The sequence below is a fragment of the Erwinia typographi genome (assembly GCF_000773975.1).
In the GTDB taxonomy this organism is placed as follows: Bacteria; Pseudomonadota; Gammaproteobacteria; order Enterobacterales; family Enterobacteriaceae; genus Erwinia; species Erwinia typographi.
Window position 1 is genome coordinate 148,542 of sequence record NZ_JRUQ01000037.1, and the last position, 15,792, is coordinate 164,333.

Genomic DNA, 15,792 nt, shown 5'->3' on the forward strand with positions numbered 1-15,792 from the left:
GGTCTTCAGTGGCAGAATAGAATCACCCGCAGGGGGGGCCGCTCTAGCTCAGCCCCTGTCCGAATAAGACGCAGACAAAATGCGACGTGGCATTGACTATCAGGGGATACACTATGAGCAAAAATCTGGTCTCTTTGTCGTCCAGGGAGGGCAATGTTTATCGTATCGCCCCCAGCATACGTTTTGATCTGGTGACATTAAGGCTGTTTGTCGCCACGGCAGAGCTGGGGGGAATTACTCATGCGGCCGCACAGTTGCATCTGGTTCCCGCCGCCGCTTCCCGCCGTATCCGCGAGCTGGAGGAGCAGCTCGGTATGGCGCTGTTCGTACGTTTACCGCATGGCATGGCGCTGAACGATGCGGGACGCGCTATTCTGGCGCATGCGCGGGCTATTTTGCACTCCGCTGAGCGAATGCAGGATGATATGCAATCGTTTCTGCAAGGCAACCGCGGGGTGGTGCGCATCGCGGCCTGTACCTCGGCAGTGTTGCAATTTCTCACCGAAGATCTGCGTATCAGCCACCAGCGTTATCCCAACATTCATATTGATCTGCATGAGATGAACAGCGAAAACGTGATTCAGGCGGTGCAGCGTGGGGTGGCGGATATTGGTATCTATGAACAGACGGTAAGCCATGTTTCTCTGCCGGTGATCCCTTATCGTCAGGATCGCCTCTGCGTGGTGACGCCGGTTGACCATCCTCTGGCTCAATGGGTCGCCCAACATCAGCCGTTAACGGCGACAGAACTCCTTCAGCACGATCTGATCGGACTGACTGAAGGCGCCTCCATTTCGATCATGCTCGCCCAGCTGGCCCGGCGCTTAGACAAGCCGCTGAAAATGCGCATCCGCGTAGGTAGCTTCGATAGCATGGCCGCGATGATTTCCTGCGGTATCGGGGTAGGGCTGATGCCGGAAGCGGTTGCCAGCCAGATTATCTCCACTTCGGAGTTTGCGCATTTACCGCTTCAAGACCCTCTGGCCAATCGGCAGTTCGTGTTATGCCATCAGCCGCAAGCCTCGCTGGCGCTGGCGACCGACAACATTCTTTCACTGCTAAGCGGCATCCGCCAGGCTGCGCATTGACGTATTGTTAAGGCTGTATATCTAAAATGCTAATAGCTTGAGTATTAATTATTGCCTCATAGTTGACCGGGCGACATACCCTACAACTACTGCCCCAATTACATAATAGCAGGAGGCAATTTTGAAAACTCAGTCCCCTATCAGCAGGAATATGCTGATTATCTTCTGTGCCATGTCGTTTATCCTTTATCTGGATCGCGTCAACCTGGCCGCTGCCGCAGGGCCACTGAAAGCCGAACTCGGACTTACCAATACCCAGCTCGGCATCGCTTTTTCCGCCTTTGGCTATACCTACGCCATTTTCCAACTGGTGGGCGGGTGGGTAGCGGACCGCTTCGGCGCACGCAGAACCATCATCGCCTGTGGGCTGATCTGGGCCGTTGCCACTGTCTGTACCGGCCTGATCGGCGGTCTGGTTTCCCTGTGCCTGGCGCGTCTTTTGCTGGGGATTGGTGAGGGGGCCGCTCTCCCTGCTCAGGCCAGAGCTATCACGAATTGGGTGCCCAAACCTAAACGCGGTATGGCTCAGGGATTAACGCACTCCTTTTCCCGGCTGGGTAACGCCGTGGCGCCACCCCTGGTAGCCATCCTGATTGCCTGGCATTCATGGCGCGCGTCATTCATCGTCGTGGGTATCCTGTCGGCGTTGTGGCTGGTGGTCTGGCTGGTTTACTTCAAAGAAACGCCTGAAGAGCACGCCGGGGTTTCCCCTGAAGAAATGGCACTCCTGCCGCGTCGGGAAAGCGTTCAGGAAGGCAGCAGCGCAATGCCTCATTCATGGTGGACTATCCTGCGTCGTATGCGCGCCACCATCGGGGTTTATTTCTGCATGGTCTGGTCAAACACGTTGTTTTTCAGCTGGATGCCGATCTTCTTCATGCAGTCGCTGAACCTCGATATTAAAAGTTCAGCGCTCTACTCATCAGGGGTGTTCTTTGCTGGCGTACTGGGTGATCTGACCGGTGGCGTGGTCAGCGACTGGATTCTGCGACGCACTGGCCGCCTGGCGCTGGCTCGTCAGGGGGTGATCACGGTCAGCCTGCTCGGTGGATTGATCTTCTTTATCCCCGTACTGATTAGCCATGACGTCGTCACTATCGCCCTGTGCCTGAGTGCGGCGTTTTTCTTCCTGGAACTGACTATCGGCCCGATTTGGGCGGTGCCTATGGACGTTTCGCCAAAAACGGCGGGAACAGCCAGCGGTATGCTCAACTTCGGCGCCGCGATGGCGACCATCGTTTCACCGATTATTTTCGGCCTGATGATTGATATGACCGGGAGCTGGACGCTGCCCTTTGCGGGGGCGATTGGCTTCCTGATTATTGGGATTATTTTAACCCAGTGGATCCGCCCGGATATAACAGTCGAGCATCTGGAACAGAAAAAAGTCACTGCGCAACAATCGCTGGTGGGATGACGCTGTCTCTTACCCCTTTATTCCCTTATTCCATTTCATCGGCAGAGGTTCGCCTCTGCCCGTTATACATTGAGGAGCAAATGACCATGACAAGTGAAACAGCCCGTCAACAGTTCGCCGTGACAGATAAACCGCATATAGCTCTGGCGGTAGGCGATGCCGCGGGCATTGGTCCAGAGATCATTGTCACACTGCTCGCGGACCCGCTTACGGCCCGCAAGGCGAACGTAACGTTAATTGCTAATATGCCCGCGCTTGAAGCTGCGGCGAAGAGCAGAGGCGTACCGCTGCCGACCGAATCTGACTGGTTGTCTATTCCACAGTGGCCTGGATTACACCGTGTTATTACCCCAGCGAAAGTGGGCGAGGAAAACGGCTTATTTATCCTGGAATCACTAAAAATAGGGGTAGCAATGGTGGCGTCTGGGCAGGCCGATGCGCTGTGCTTTGGTCCACTGAACAAAGGCGCGATGCGTCTGGGGGGGATGCAGCAAGAGGATGAGATGCGCTGGCTGTCCAATGAGCTGAATTACAAAGGCGTTTGTGGCGAATTTAATGTGCTGGATAAACTCTGGACCGCGCGGGTGACCTCGCATATTCCTCTGTCGGCGGTTTCCAGCCAGCTAAGCGCTGAGAAGGTTGCCAGAGCCATCGGCATGTTGACGCGGGCGCTGCAAGACGCTGGCGTGGCGCAGCCCAAAATCGGCGTGTGTGGCTTAAATCCTCACAACGGCGATAACGGCAATTATGGTGATGAAGAGGGCAGAATTATTACCCCCGGTATTGAGCTGGCCGCGAGCCAGGGCTATCCCGCAGAAGGGCCTTTCCCGGCAGATACTATTTTCCTGCGTGCCAGAGACGGGCAGTTTGACGGTATTGTCTCGATGTATCATGACCAGGGGCAAATCGCCACCAAGATGATGGGCTTCGATATCGGCGTTACCGTACAGGGCGGCTTGCCGATTCCTGTTACCACGCCAGCCCATGGAACGGCCTATGAGATTGTCGGCAAGGGCATCGCCAAAACCACCGCGATGGCTAATGCGTTTGACCTCGCCTGCCGGATGGGAACCGGTCATCGCCAGAAAACGCTTAGCAGTGCCAAATAAGCTTCGTCTGGTTCATCTCTGAGAGCCTGCCCCGTTTCTACGTTCTTGTCTGACAGTCACCGGCTGTTTATAGCGGTAGCTGTCAGATTACCTCTGCATTAAGTCCTTCTCAGCCCCTCTGTCTCTTTTCTCAGTCTTTTAGTGGCGTCCGTTTGCAGCCTGCGGTTTTGCTGACGGGGCCGCTTAGCCCAACGTAAGTCCCTCGTAGATAAGCCTTTGTCTCAACGAGAGGCTTCACGCAAACAGTTTGGTGTAAAGTTAATTTTACGAATTGGTTGCGGGTTGTTTTTGTGGGTTGTTGGTTATTTAATTGATTTTGTTGTTTTATTTTTATGTTCTTTATTGCTTTTATGTCTATGGTAATAAAAGTGTACATGTAAGGATTGAGTTTTGTACCGCATATGATACATTGTTCACCACCTCACTGAGGGCTGACTACGCATAACGAGAGAAACAGGATGACCATCATGCAAAAAGACGCGCTTAATAATGTCCATATCGCTGGCGAACAAATTCTGATCACGCCGGAAGAGTTAAAAAAACAGTTTCCGCTGAATGCTGCCCTGGAGGCGCAAATCGCCGCTTCTCGCCAGACTATTGCTGATATCACCAGTGGAAAAGATCACCGTCTGCTGGTGGTTTGCGGCCCGTGCTCCATTCACGATACTGAAGCTGCTCTGGATTACGCTCGTCATCTGAAAACTCTCTCTGACCAGCTGAAGGATCAGCTGTATATTGTTATGCGCGTCTATTTTGAAAAGCCACGGACTACCGTTGGCTGGAAAGGGTTGATCAACGATCCGTACATGGATAACTCTTTTGATATGGAAGCGGGCCTGCACATTGCCCGGCGTCTGCTGCTGGATCTGGTTGAGATGGGCCTGCCGCTGGCGACGGAAGCGCTGGACCCTAACAGCCCGCAGTACCTGGGCGATCTGTTCAGCTGGTCGGCCATTGGCGCCCGTACCACCGAATCCCAAACCCACCGCGAAATGGCGTCCGGTCTGTCGATGCCGGTTGGCTTTAAAAACGGCACCGACGGCAGCCTCGGTACGGCGATCAACGCTATGCGCGCAGCCTCAATGCCGCACCGGTTTGTCGGCATCAATCAGAGCGGCCAGGTTTGTCTGCTGCAAACCCAGGGTAATCCGGACGGCCATGTGATCCTGCGCGGCGGCAAGACCCCTAATTACGGCCCGGAAGATGTGGCGCAGTGTGAAAAAGAGATGCGTCAGGCGGGACTCCGTCCCTCCTTGATGATAGATTGCAGCCACGGCAATTCTAACAAAGATTTTCGTCGCCAGTCCGGCGTGGCTGAATCTGCGGTAGCGCAGATCAAAGACGGCAACCGTTCGATTATGGGCCTGATGCTGGAAAGCCATCTTCACGAAGGCAACCAGTCTTCCGAGCAGCCCAGGGCCGAGATGCGCTACGGCGTTTCCGTGACGGATGCCTGCATCAACTGGGAAACCACCGAAGCCCTGCTGCGTGAAATTCACCAGGATCTGAACGGCGTGCTGGCGGCGCGTCTCGCGCAAGAGGAGTAATTATGGTGGCTGAACTGACCGCGCTACGCGATCAAATTGATGAAGTTGATAAAGCGCTGCTCGATCTGCTGGCCAAACGTCTGCATCTCGTCGCTGAAGTTGGCGAGGTAAAGAGCCGTTATGGATTACCGATTTATGTTCCAGAACGTGAAGCCTCAATGCTGGCTTCACGGCGCAAAGAGGCGGAACTGCTCGGCGTTCCCCCCGATCTGATTGAGGATGTTCTGCGCAGGCTGATGCGTGAATCATATTCGAGTGAAAACGATAAAGGGTTCAAAACGCTGAATCCCGACCTGCGTCCGGTGGTGATTGTCGGCGGTAAAGGCCAGATGGGGCGGCTGTTTGAAAAGATGCTCACGCTTTCTGGCTATCAGGTAAAAATCCTTGATAAAGAGGACTGGTCGCAGGCGGACATCATGCTGGCCGATGCTGGCATGGTGATTATCAGCGTGCCTATTCATCTGACCGAACAGGTCATTGCTGAATTGCCGCCGCTGCCTGAGGACTGCATTCTGGTCGATCTGGCATCGGTGAAAAACAGCCCGCTTCAGGCGATGCTGGCTGCTCACAGCGGTCCGGTATTAGGGCTGCATCCAATGTTCGGTCCCGATAGCGGCAGCCTGGCTAAGCAGGTGGTGGTGTGGTGTGATGGCCGCCAGCCGGAAGCCTACCAGTGGCTGCTGGAGCAGATTCAGGTCTGGGGCGCGCGTTTACATCGGATCAGCGCGGTGGAGCACGATCAGAACATGGCCTTTATTCAGGCGCTGCGCCACTTTGCGACTTTCGCCTATGGCCTGCATCTGGCGGAAGAAAACGTGCAGCTTGAACAGCTGCTGGCGCTGTCTTCGCCGATCTACCGTCTGGAACTGGCGATGGTGGGCAGGCTGTTTGCCCAGGACCCGCAGCTGTATGCCGATATCATTATGTCTTCCGAAAGCAACCTGGCGCTGATTAAGCGCTACTATCAGCGATTTGGTGAAGCTATCAAGTTGCTGGAGCAGGGCGATAAGCAGGCGTTTATCGACAGCTTCCGTAAGGTCGAACACTGGTTTGGCGATTACGCCCAGCGCTTTATGCTGGAGAGCCGGACGCTGCTGCGTCAGGCAAACGACAGCCGCCAGTAACCATACTCTAAGGCCGGAAACGGCCTTTTTCTTTTACTGACTAAATCCCGCTTCCTGAAACAGCTTTTGTGCCTGTGGCGACAGCAAAAAGTCGGCCAGTCGCGCGGCGTTTTCCGTGCAGCGGGCAAAGGCATAGTCTGCTTTTATCTGCCACGGCGAGGGAATACTAAGGCATACCGCGCTTCCCTCCGCCCTCAGCCGGGGCGCATAGCTCTGATAGCCAATAAACATCTCCGCCTGGCCACTGTCCAGCAGCCACGCCGCTGCCAGCTTCCCCTCGGGAACCGCCGCACTTTGCGGGCCGCCGACCAGCTTCAGGGCGCGCTGCTTCAATGCTTCACCCTGTGTTGGATGCGTCGCCTCAATCCGATCGAACAGCAGCCATGTATAGTCCCCGGAAGGATCGCTTAGCGGCGTTGAGGTGGCGAGGCGCAGGGAAGGATCGAGCAGCAGTTCCAGCCAGCTACGGTTTTCCGCCGCCAGCGCTGGCGTGACGCTGAGGCAAAGCTGATTATGAGTGAACACCGCCGTGGCCGAAGCCTTTCCGGTCTTTATCAGCGCTTGCGGATGCAGGGTATTGGCGGAAGCAAACAGATCGCAGTATTCGCCGTGCTTAATGCGCTGTAAAAGTAGCCCGGCAGGGCCAAAATCGGTTTGCACGCGCAGGCCGCTTTCCTGCTCAAATGCCCTCATCAGCTTCGGCCAGACGACCCGCAGGCTCCCGGCCGCCAGCACTTTTAATGCATTCATCAGTTATTGCCAGCGTAGTGGGTGCGGTAAAAACGCTGATACCAGCTGTCTGCCCTTGTTTGCATGTCCACGTCGCTGAATTTCTCAGGATAAAGCTTTTTCGCCATCCACAGTTCGCCCAGCGCCAGCGCTTCAGGCATGGGATAGCCCCAGGCCTTGGCATATTCAGGCATCAGATAGACGCGATGGTTTTTAACCGCGTCGACCGCCTGCCAGGCGGGCTGCTGATTAATTTCATCAATCACCTTCGGATAGCGGTCCTGCACAAAAATGACCTGAGGGTTCCAGGCAATAATTTGCTCCATCGACACCTGCTTATAGCCTTTCACCGTTGCTGCCGCCACGTTTAGCGCACCGGCATGGGACATCATCAGCCCGGTATATTTTCCTGAGCCGTAAGTCGTCAGGTCAGGATTGGCCATATAGGCGCGAATCCTTCGATCGGCAGGAATACCTTTGAGGCGCTCTGCCGTTTGCTGACGTTCTTCAAAGGTGGCTTTAATCAGCGCTTTCGCCTGCTGCTGATGATTAACCACCTCGCCGATTAGCTCGATCCCGTCTTTAAGTCCCTGGTTATAAGCCCGATCTTCATCCTGTAATTCAGGATTCAGCTTGCCCTGCTGTTTCTCATCGCCGCTACGCAGGGAGATGGCAATCACCGCAATACCCAGCTTCTGGATCTGCTCGATCATCTCTGTGGGCGCGTAGTTGGTGACAAAAACCACCTGTGGATGAAGGGCGACCAGCTTCTCCAGATCCACATGGGTTAAATCACCGAGCGCGGGAATACTGGCAAGCTGTGGCACAAGGCGTGCGTAGCCATCTCCCAACTGCTGTTTCCAGTTGCCAAGAATGCCGACCATGGTGCTGGTGGCGTCCAGCTGGACCAGCAGATTAAGCGTCTGGTGCTGTAAAACCACTACGCGGTCAACGCGATCGGGGATTGTGACCTGACGGCCAAGCTGATCGGTAACCTCACGAGCAGCCTGGGAGCAGAAGGGGAGAAGACCGAGTAAGACGGTGAGAGCAGAAACCCTGAAAATGTGCGGCATGGTATATCCCTGAATAGCGTTATGTACGCAATGATATAGCGTCAGGCTTCAGGGTGTAAATGATTCAGCGCAAAGAAGCATCAGCCGCCGCAAGACGGCTGATGGCTCAGGGCTATTCCGGTTCGACAGGAACGACGTTTTCGCTGGGATAGCAGCCAAGTACCTTCAGCGATCGGGTAATAGGGGACAGTTCTGCGAGCGCTTGCTGAACCTCATTGGATCGCAGGTTGCCCTGGAAATCGATATAAAACATCTCTTCCCACGGGTTGCCATTAATCGGACGCGACTCAAGCTTACTCATCACCAGGTTGTGCTTACGTAGCACCAGCAGCGCTTCTACCAGCGCCCCCGCCTGTTGACCCGTTGCCATAATCAGCGTGGTCTTAGCCGGCACCTGTGGCGTTACGTCAACCGGCTTGCGGGCAAGAATGATAAAGCGGGTGATATTTTGCTTCTGATTGGCCAGGTTGCGTTCCAGCACCTGAAGGCCATAAAGCGCGCCGCCCGCTTCACTCCCAATGGCGGCCACTTCAGGTGAGTTCATCGCGGCGACTTTTTCCATAGCGGCCGCAGTGCTTTCGGTGTACTCAATTTTCCAGTGCGGGTAGCGGTTGATAAACTGGCTACACTGCTGGAACGGCTGTGGATGGCTGTAGACCGTTTTGATTTGCTGTAGATCGGTGTGACCATTGACCAAAACGCAGTGATCGATCGGGATCGTCATCTCACCGACGATGGAGAGACTGGTCTGTTGCAACAGATCGTAGACGTCGTTTATCGAGCCGGAACTGGTATTTTCAATTGGCAGAACCGCATAGTCAGCCTGACCTGTTTCCACCTGAGTGAAGATGTCGTGGAACTTCAGGCAGCCGCTTTCAATAAAAGTATCGAAATGACGGGCAGCATAATGGCGGGCAGCCAGGTGAGAATAAGAGCCTTTCGGACCGAGGAAGGCGATACGAGCCGAGAGCGCCGTGGTGTTATTCAGATGCTTTTGCAGCAGCGCCTGCTGAGTCAGCACCGAGTCTTCAATAATGAGCTGAAACAGACGCGTAATGTAGTGCGCGTCCAGCTTGTGGCCTTTGCCCAGGGTGATCAGATGCTCCAGTAGATCCCGCTCGCGATCGATGTCGCGGATCGGGCGGTGGGTGGCCATTTTCGCCGTTGCAACCTCAACTGCCAGCGCCCGACGTTGGGCAAGTAAATTCAGCAGTTGTTCATCCAGCGCGCTGATTTTATCGCGCAGGCCCAGCAGGGGATTCTCAGGGGTCATAATGCTACCTGTCAGATGTTCATAAAAAAAAAGCCTCCCGTTTGGGAGGCTTTATAGTTCGTCTTCGCATTCTTTCTTACACGACGAATTGCCTCCCAGTCAGGGGAAGGTAAAAAAGAATGCGAAGAAGAACGGCAGTTTTTTCATTGTGGTATCCAGAACCAGCGAGTGTTTAAAGTAACCGCTGCAATTTCTCTCTGTCAATAAAAAACGCGCCCTGAGGCGCGTTATCTCCCTTTTAACGTTTATTCCTGATCGACGACGCTCAGGTCTTTTACGCTGGCGTTGGCGCGGCGGGCTTCGCCTTTATGCTGAACCTTGTTCAGCTGACGCTCCAGCTTGACGATCAGATCATTGATAGCCGTATACATATCATCATGCTTCGCGCTGGCGACCAGCGGGCCATTAGGCGTATTGATGGTGGCATCAGCGACAAATTCCTTCGGCTCCTTTGAAAGAACGATATGGGGTTTTATCAGGTCAGTTTGCCATTTTTCGAGCTTGGCCAGACGGTCTTCGACATGTTGGCGGATAGCCGGAGTAATTTCCATGTGCTTGCTGGTAATGTTCAGAACCATAGTGCTTACCTCTCTGTCATTTCCGTCGAATGTGGGTCCAGCATACCTTGAAAAAGGGCCTGATGGGTGATCGAAATCACGTTTTTTTGTCACTTTTTGTCAAGGGTAAAAAATCTGTGAGATGGGGTGATAATTGCTCAGCGAGGGGTTGTCTGGCGGCATTTTAGCGGGCATGATTGACAGGTTAACCCGCAAGAGAAACCGCCAGCGTGGCGCGACTTCGGGCAAAAAAAATGGCAGCCACCGGCTGCCATTTTTCATGTACAACGCTTAAGCCTTATTGATTGCAATCAGGCTGGCGACTTTGTCCGCTTCCGCAGTGAGCTGCAGCTGACGGTAGGCATTTTCCATCAGCGGCAGCGCGGTGCGGGTTGCCTGCGTATCTGGATAATCTTTCATCATTTGCTCAACACGGTTAACTACTGCAACATAAGCCCCGCGCTTCGTGTAGAATTGAGCAACGGATAACTCATATTTCGCCAGACGATCTTTCAGATACACCAGACGTTTTCTTGCGTCGGTGGCGTACTGACTGTTCGGATAACCGCGCAGCAGCTGAGAGAAGTCATGGAAGGCGTCACGCGCATGCGTAGGATCGCGGTCAGAGCGGTCGATGCCGAAGAAGCCCTGCAGTGCGCTATCGTCCAGCGCCATATCCGTCAGACCACGCATATAAATCACGTAATCAATATTCGGGTGGGTTGGATTCAGACGCATGAAGCGGTCAATTGCGGCCTGCGCCAGCGGCAAATCGGCATTTTTGTAATAAGCGTAGATCAGGTCTAGCTGAACTTGCTGGGAGTAAGGGCCGAACGGGTAGCGGTTATCAAGCGCTTCCAGTTGCGTTATTGCTCCTTTAAAGTTACCGTCCTGCAGTTTTTGCTGGGCTGTGGCATAGATGACCGAAGGCGGATTGTCGGGCACCGTTTCCTTCGAGCCGGAACAACCAGCTAATGCCAGGCTCAACGTGGCTGCAGCCACCAGATATTTCATACGCGTCATGACGATTTGATTATCCTCAGAGTGTTATTCAGGAAGCTGTCCGTGTAGCTCCCGATAGTGACCAGGTACAATAGCACATTATATTAAACGGCATCGCCGTGAAAACCCAACGTTAACGAAGAAGCTGTTTATGGCACAACAAGTAAAACTCAACGCAACGGTATCCGAATCGCAACTCGGACAACGCTTAGATCAGGCTTTGGCCGAATTGTTCCCTGATTATTCTCGATCTCGCATAAAAGAGTGGATTCTCGACCGTCGCGTCGCCGTTAATGGCGTAATCATCGATAAACCAAAAGAAAAAGTGCTTGGCAGCGAACAAATCGCTATTGATGCGGAAATTGAAGAGGAAGCCCGCTGGGAAGCGCAGGACATTGCTCTGGACATCGTCTATGAAGATGACGATATCCTGGTGATCAACAAACCCCGCGGTTTGGTGGTGCATCCCGGCGCAGGCAATCCTGACGGGACGGTGCTGAATGCGCTGTTGCATTACTTCCCCGCAATTTCAGACGTGCCGCGTGCGGGTATCGTTCATCGCCTTGATAAAGACACCACCGGCCTGATGGTGGTGGCAAAAACGGTTCCAGCCCAAACGCACCTGGTGGAATCTTTGCAGCTAAGAGAGATTACCCGTGAGTATGAAGCGGTAGCCATTGGCAGAATGACGGCAGGCGGGACGGTAGACGAACCTATCAGCCGCCACTCTACTAAGCGCACCCATATGGCAGTTCATCCGATGGGCAAGCCGGCCACTACCCATTATCGCATCATGGAACACTTCCGTGCCCATACGCGGATGCGTCTGCGCCTTGAAACGGGTCGCACTCACCAGATTCGCGTGCATATGTCGCACATCAGCCACCCGCTGGTGGGCGATCCTTTATACGGCGGCCGTCCTCGTCCGCCTAAAGGGGCATCGGAAGCGTTTATCGCCACGCTGCGCAAATTTGATCGCCAGGCCCTGCATGCCACCATGCTTCGCCTGTATCATCCGATTAGCGGCATTGAAATGGAATGGCACGCGCCTCTGCCGCAGGATATGGTGGAGTTAATCGCCGCCATGAAAGCGGATACTGAAGAGTTTAAGGATCAGCTGGACTGGTAATGAGCCTGATTAAGCCCGACTGGACGCCGCCTGCTAACGTGCGGGCATACAGCTCGACGCGAGCGGGCGGCGTTAGCCTCTCGCCCTGGGATTCACTGAATCTCGGGGCGCACGTTGGCGATGATCCTCGGCATGTGCAGGCCAACCGGCAGCGCCTGGCTGAGCTTGGCGGTCTGCCTTCCCCGCCAGTCTGGCTGGAGCAGGTACATGGTAGCGAAGTGCTCCAGCTGACCGGCGATGAGCCTTCTTCCTTGCGTGCGGATGCGGTTTATACCCGCCAGCGGGGGATACCCTGCGCGGTGATGACCGCGGACTGCCTGCCGGTGCTTTTTTGTTCGGCGGATGGCAGGGAAGTGGCAGCGGCCCATGCTGGGTGGCGAGGGCTTTGTCAGGGGGTTTTAGAGGCGACGCTGGCTACTTTTCTGGCGCCTCCTCAGGAGATCATCGCCTGGCTCGGTCCCGCGATTGGGCCAGCGGTTTTCGAGGTGGGGCCGGAGGTCCGCGAGGCCTTTTTAGCGCAAAATTTGCACACTGATGCCGCTTTCCGTGCCGTCGGCGAAAAATATTATGCCGACATTTGGCTGCTCGCCCGGGAGCGCCTGGCCTGCAGCGGAGTGCGCCACATCACGGGTGGTGGCCTGTGTACCGCCTCAGAACCGGCTGAATTTTTCTCCTTCCGACGCGATGGCGTCACCGGTCGTATGGCAAGTTTGATCTGGCTGATATAACCTAGCGCCATAAGACGGTCCAGAATGATGTATTTTTCGCCAATATATTTGGGTCATTAAACTTGAAAATTTGAGGGATGACCTCATTTAATCTCCAGTAGCAATTTGACCTGAATGGGGGAATTATGCGTCTGGATCGTCTTACTAACAAATTCCAGCTTGCTCTCGCCGATGCCCAGTCTTTAGCCCTGGGGCGCGACAATCAATTTATCGAACCTCTCCACCTGATGAGCGCTTTACTGACTCAGGAAGGCGGTTCCGTTCGTCCTTTACTGACCACCGCCGGCGTTGACGTCACCGCTTTGCGCAGCGGCGTTGAACAGGCTATCAGCCGTCTGCCGCAGGTAGAAGGCACGGAGGGCGACGTCCAGCCTTCTGCCGATCTGGTTCGCGTGCTGAACCTCTGCGATAAGCTGGCGCAGAAGCGTGCTGATAACTTCATCTCATCCGAACTTTTTGTTCTGGCCGCCCTCGACTCGCGTGGGTCGCTGGCCGATCTGCTGAAGTCCAGCGGCGCCACCAGCGACAAGCTCAGCAAGGCCATTGACCAGATGCGAGGAGGCGAAAACGTGAACGACCAGGGAGCCGAGGATCAGCGTCAGGCACTGAAAAAATACACTATCGATCTGACCGAGCGCGCGGAGTCCGGCAAGTTAGACCCGGTGATTGGGCGTGATGAAGAAATCCGTCGCACTATTCAGGTTCTCCAGCGCCGTACGAAAAACAACCCGGTGCTGATTGGTGAACCCGGCGTAGGGAAAACGGCGATCGTGGAAGGGCTTGCGCAGCGAATCATTAATGGTGAGGTGCCGGAAGGTCTGAAAGGGCGTCGCGTGCTGGCGCTGGACATGGGGGCGCTGGTCGCCGGTGCGAAATATCGTGGCGAATTCGAAGAGCGCCTGAAAGGCGTGCTGAACGATCTTTCTAAGCAGGAAGGCAACGTTATTCTGTTTATCGACGAGCTGCACACTATGGTTGGCGCAGGGAAAGCTGACGGCGCGATGGATGCCGGCAACATGCTTAAGCCTGCTCTGGCTCGCGGGGAGCTTCACTGCGTCGGCGCCACTACGCTTGATGAGTATCGCCAGTATATTGAGAAAGATGCCGCGCTGGAGCGTCGTTTCCAGAAGGTGTTTGTCGCTGAACCCAGCGTTGAGGACACCATTGCCATCCTGCGTGGCTTGAAGGAACGCTACGAGCTTCATCACCATGTGCAGATTACCGATCCGGCTATCGTGGCGGCGGCAACGCTGTCGCACCGCTACATTGCTGACCGTCAGCTGCCGGATAAAGCCATCGACCTGATTGACGAGGCCGCTTCCAGCATCCGTATGCAGATTGACTCCAAGCCGGAGTCGCTGGACCGGCTTGAGCGCCGCATTATTCAGCTGAAGCTGGAGCAGCAGGCTCTGAAGAAAGAGTCCGACGATGCCAGCATTAAACGGCTGGAAATGCTGGAAGACGAGCTGAATCAGAAAGAGCGCGACTACTCGGAACTCGAAGAGGAGTGGAAAGCGGAGAAAGCCTCGCTGTCCGGGACTCAAACGATCAAAGCGGAGCTGGAGCAGGCCAAGCTGTCAATGGAGCAGGCTCGCCGCCTCGGCGATCTGGCCCAGATGTCCGAGCTGCAATACGGCAAGATTCCGGAACTGGAAAAACAGCTGGCGCTGGCTACGCAGTCTGAAGGTAAGACAATGCGTCTGCTGCGCAACCGCGTGACGGAAGTCGAAATTGCCGACGTGCTGGCCCGCTGGACCGGGATACCTGTCGCCAGGATGATGGAAGGTGAGCGCGAGAAACTGCTGCGCATGGAGCAGGATCTGCATCAGCGGGTGATTGGGCAGAACGAAGCGGTTGAGGCCGTGTCGAATGCGATTCGCCGCAGCCGGGCGGGTCTGGCCGATCCTAATCGTCCCATCGGCTCATTCCTGTTCCTCGGCCCGACCGGGGTAGGTAAGACCGAACTCTGTAAGGCGCTGGCTAACTTTATGTTTGACAGCGACGACGCGATGGTTCGCCTCGATATGTCTGAGTTTATGGAGAAACATTCAGTTTCCCGTCTGGTCGGCGCGCCTCCGGGCTACGTGGGCTATGAAGAAGGGGGATACCTGACGGAAGCCGTCCGCCGCCGTCCATATTCGGTGATCCTGCTGGACGAGGTGGAAAAAGCGCATCCTGATGTGTTTAACATTCTTTTGCAGGTGCTGGAGGATGGCCGCCTGACCGACGGACAGGGCAGAACGGTCGATTTTCGTAACACTGTGGTGATCATGACTTCTAACCTGGGTTCCGATCTGATTCAGGAACGGTTTGGTTCGTTAAGCTACCCGGAAATGAAAGATGTGGTGATGACGGTAGTCGGTCAGCACTTCCGTCCTGAGTTCATCAACCGTATCGATGAGCTGGTGGTGTTCCATCCGCTGGGCGAGCAGCATATTGCTTCGATTGCGAAGATTCAGCTACAGCGTCTTTATGACCGGTTGGCGGATCGTGGGTTTGAACTGCACATCTCCGAAGCCGCGCTGCAACTGCTCGGTGAAAACGGTTATGACCCGGTTTACGGCGCGCGCCCTCTGAAACGGGCTATCCAGCAGCAGATCGAAAACCCACTGGCGCAGCAGATCCTCTCTGGAGCACTGGTGCCGGGCAAATTGATCGAAATGGATGTTAAGGACGGGGTCATTGTCGCGCACCAATAACCTCTGATGCAGAAAAAAATGGGCCTTCGGGCCCATTTTTTGTGCGATAAATGAACGGAAAAGGGGGGTTTTTGGTGATTTGGGTTGAAAAGTGAGCGGTTGAGCGTTTTTTTTCAATCTGGACTTGTCAGCCGTCAGAAACTCCCTATAATGCGCCTCCACTGACACGGAACAACGGCTTACCGGCCGCCGGGTTGAGAGGTTCAGCAGGCTGAACCGCCGGGGGAAATCTTCTTAAAAAGAAGTTGACTCTGAAGGGGGAAAGCGTAATATACGCCACCTCGCAGTAAGGTCTCAGGCCCTTGCCGCACCGCTCT

At 54.9% G+C, this 15,792-nt stretch carries 14 protein-coding genes and 1 other annotated feature; of the genes, 8 read left to right on the top strand and 6 right to left on the bottom strand.

Annotated elements, in window-relative coordinates; genetic code table 11:
- The first annotated feature begins 113 nt into the window (after positions 1-113).
- From NG99_RS12150 to tyrA, 5 genes are all read left to right on the top strand, one after another.
- On the top strand, positions 114-1,088 hold the full coding sequence (locus NG99_RS12150; RefSeq protein ID WP_084110508.1) for a LysR family transcriptional regulator: 975 nt from the start codon (positions 114-116) through the stop codon (positions 1,086-1,088).
- Between the two features lie 121 nt (positions 1,089-1,209).
- Positions 1,210-2,505, top strand: a complete 1,296-nt coding sequence (locus NG99_RS12155; RefSeq protein WP_232298270.1) for an MFS transporter — start codon at positions 1,210-1,212, stop codon at positions 2,503-2,505.
- 86 nt (positions 2,506-2,591) lie between these two features.
- Positions 2,592-3,614, top strand: a complete 1,023-nt coding sequence (locus NG99_RS12160) for a 4-hydroxythreonine-4-phosphate dehydrogenase PdxA (RefSeq protein ID WP_052130678.1) — start codon at positions 2,592-2,594, stop codon at positions 3,612-3,614.
- A gap of 467 nt (positions 3,615-4,081) precedes the next feature.
- Positions 4,082-5,161 (top strand): 3-deoxy-7-phosphoheptulonate synthase, encoded by a 1,080-nt coding sequence (locus tag NG99_RS12165; RefSeq protein WP_034892823.1) that lies wholly within the window; start codon positions 4,082-4,084, stop codon positions 5,159-5,161.
- 2 nt (positions 5,162-5,163) lie between these two features.
- Positions 5,164-6,285 carry a bifunctional chorismate mutase/prephenate dehydrogenase gene (gene tyrA, locus NG99_RS12170; protein WP_034892826.1) on the top strand — a complete coding sequence of 374 codons (1,122 nt, stop codon included), beginning with the start codon at positions 5,164-5,166 and terminating at the stop codon, positions 6,283-6,285.
- 33 nt (positions 6,286-6,318) lie between these two features.
- On the opposite strand, the gene NG99_RS12175 is transcribed toward tyrA, so the two are convergent.
- From NG99_RS12175 to bamD, 6 genes are all read right to left on the bottom strand, one after another.
- Positions 6,319-7,035 (bottom strand): substrate-binding domain-containing protein, encoded by a 717-nt coding sequence (locus NG99_RS12175; protein WP_084110510.1) that lies wholly within the window; start codon positions 7,033-7,035, stop codon positions 6,319-6,321.
- Positions 7,035-8,087, bottom strand: coding sequence for an ABC transporter substrate-binding protein (locus tag NG99_RS12180; protein ID WP_157032619.1), 1,053 nt, complete (start codon positions 8,085-8,087; stop codon positions 7,035-7,037). Before NG99_RS12180 ends, NG99_RS12175 begins: the two co-directional genes overlap by 1 nt.
- A gap of 112 nt (positions 8,088-8,199) precedes the next feature.
- Entirely contained in the window at positions 8,200-9,360 is a 1,161-nt protein-coding gene (gene pheA / locus NG99_RS12185) for a bifunctional chorismate mutase/prephenate dehydratase (RefSeq protein ID WP_034892835.1), read from the bottom strand.
- A 23-nt stretch (positions 9,361-9,383) separates the two neighbouring features.
- Positions 9,384-9,508 (bottom strand) — a sequence feature (Phe leader region).
- Positions 9,460-9,507 carry a pheA operon leader peptide PheL gene (gene pheL / locus NG99_RS29705; protein ID WP_198138764.1) on the bottom strand — a complete coding sequence of 16 codons (48 nt, stop codon included), beginning with the start codon at positions 9,505-9,507 and terminating at the stop codon, positions 9,460-9,462. (Overlaps the previous feature by 48 nt.)
- A 97-nt stretch (positions 9,509-9,605) precedes the next feature.
- Entirely contained in the window at positions 9,606-9,938 is a 333-nt protein-coding gene (gene raiA, locus NG99_RS12190) for a ribosome-associated translation inhibitor RaiA (RefSeq protein ID WP_034892838.1), read from the bottom strand.
- A gap of 270 nt (positions 9,939-10,208) precedes the next feature.
- On the bottom strand, positions 10,209-10,940 hold the full coding sequence (gene bamD, locus NG99_RS12195) for an outer membrane protein assembly factor BamD (RefSeq protein ID WP_034892841.1): 732 nt from the start codon (positions 10,938-10,940) through the stop codon (positions 10,209-10,211).
- A gap of 130 nt (positions 10,941-11,070) precedes the next feature.
- Between bamD and rluD the strand changes: the two genes are divergently transcribed.
- The 3 genes from rluD to clpB all read left to right on the top strand — a co-directional run bounded on the left by rluD (position 11,071) and on the right by clpB (position 15,475).
- Positions 11,071-12,048: a 23S rRNA pseudouridine(1911/1915/1917) synthase RluD gene (gene rluD / locus NG99_RS12200; RefSeq protein ID WP_034892844.1), complete on the top strand. Its 978-nt coding sequence runs from the start codon at positions 11,071-11,073 to the stop codon at positions 12,046-12,048.
- Positions 12,048-12,776, top strand: coding sequence for a purine nucleoside phosphorylase YfiH (gene yfiH / locus NG99_RS12205; protein WP_034892847.1), 729 nt, complete (start codon positions 12,048-12,050; stop codon positions 12,774-12,776). Before rluD ends, yfiH begins: the two co-directional genes overlap by 1 nt.
- Before the next feature lie 125 nt (positions 12,777-12,901).
- Positions 12,902-15,475, top strand: a complete 2,574-nt coding sequence (gene clpB / locus NG99_RS12210) for an ATP-dependent chaperone ClpB (RefSeq protein ID WP_034892849.1) — start codon at positions 12,902-12,904, stop codon at positions 15,473-15,475.
- Positions 15,476-15,792: the final 317 nt, after the last annotated feature.

Bases quoted from the DNA above. Each gene is read 5' to 3' on its own strand.
- yfiH (WP_034892847.1), top strand. From the start codon at position 12,048: ATGAGCCTGATTAAGCCCGACTGGACGCCGCCTGCTAACGTGCGGGCA.
- tyrA (WP_034892826.1), top strand. From the start codon at position 5,164: ATGGTGGCTGAACTGACCGCGCTACGCGATCAAATTGATGAAGTTGAT.
- clpB (WP_034892849.1), top strand. From the start codon at position 12,902: ATGCGTCTGGATCGTCTTACTAACAAATTCCAGCTTGCTCTCGCCGAT.
- NG99_RS12175 (WP_084110510.1), bottom strand. From the start codon at position 7,035: ATGAATGCATTAAAAGTGCTGGCGGCCGGGAGCCTGCGGGTCGTCTGG.
- bamD (WP_034892841.1), bottom strand. From the start codon at position 10,940: ATGACGCGTATGAAATATCTGGTGGCTGCAGCCACGTTGAGCCTGGCA.
- rluD (WP_034892844.1), top strand. From the start codon at position 11,071: ATGGCACAACAAGTAAAACTCAACGCAACGGTATCCGAATCGCAACTC.
- NG99_RS12165 (WP_034892823.1), top strand. From the start codon at position 4,082: ATGCAAAAAGACGCGCTTAATAATGTCCATATCGCTGGCGAACAAATT.
- NG99_RS12150 (WP_084110508.1), top strand. From the start codon at position 114: ATGAGCAAAAATCTGGTCTCTTTGTCGTCCAGGGAGGGCAATGTTTAT.
- NG99_RS12180 (WP_157032619.1), bottom strand. From the start codon at position 8,087: ATGCCGCACATTTTCAGGGTTTCTGCTCTCACCGTCTTACTCGGTCTT.
- pheA (WP_034892835.1), bottom strand. From the start codon at position 9,360: ATGACCCCTGAGAATCCCCTGCTGGGCCTGCGCGATAAAATCAGCGCG.
- raiA (WP_034892838.1), bottom strand. From the start codon at position 9,938: ATGGTTCTGAACATTACCAGCAAGCACATGGAAATTACTCCGGCTATC.
- NG99_RS12160 (WP_052130678.1), top strand. From the start codon at position 2,592: ATGACAAGTGAAACAGCCCGTCAACAGTTCGCCGTGACAGATAAACCG.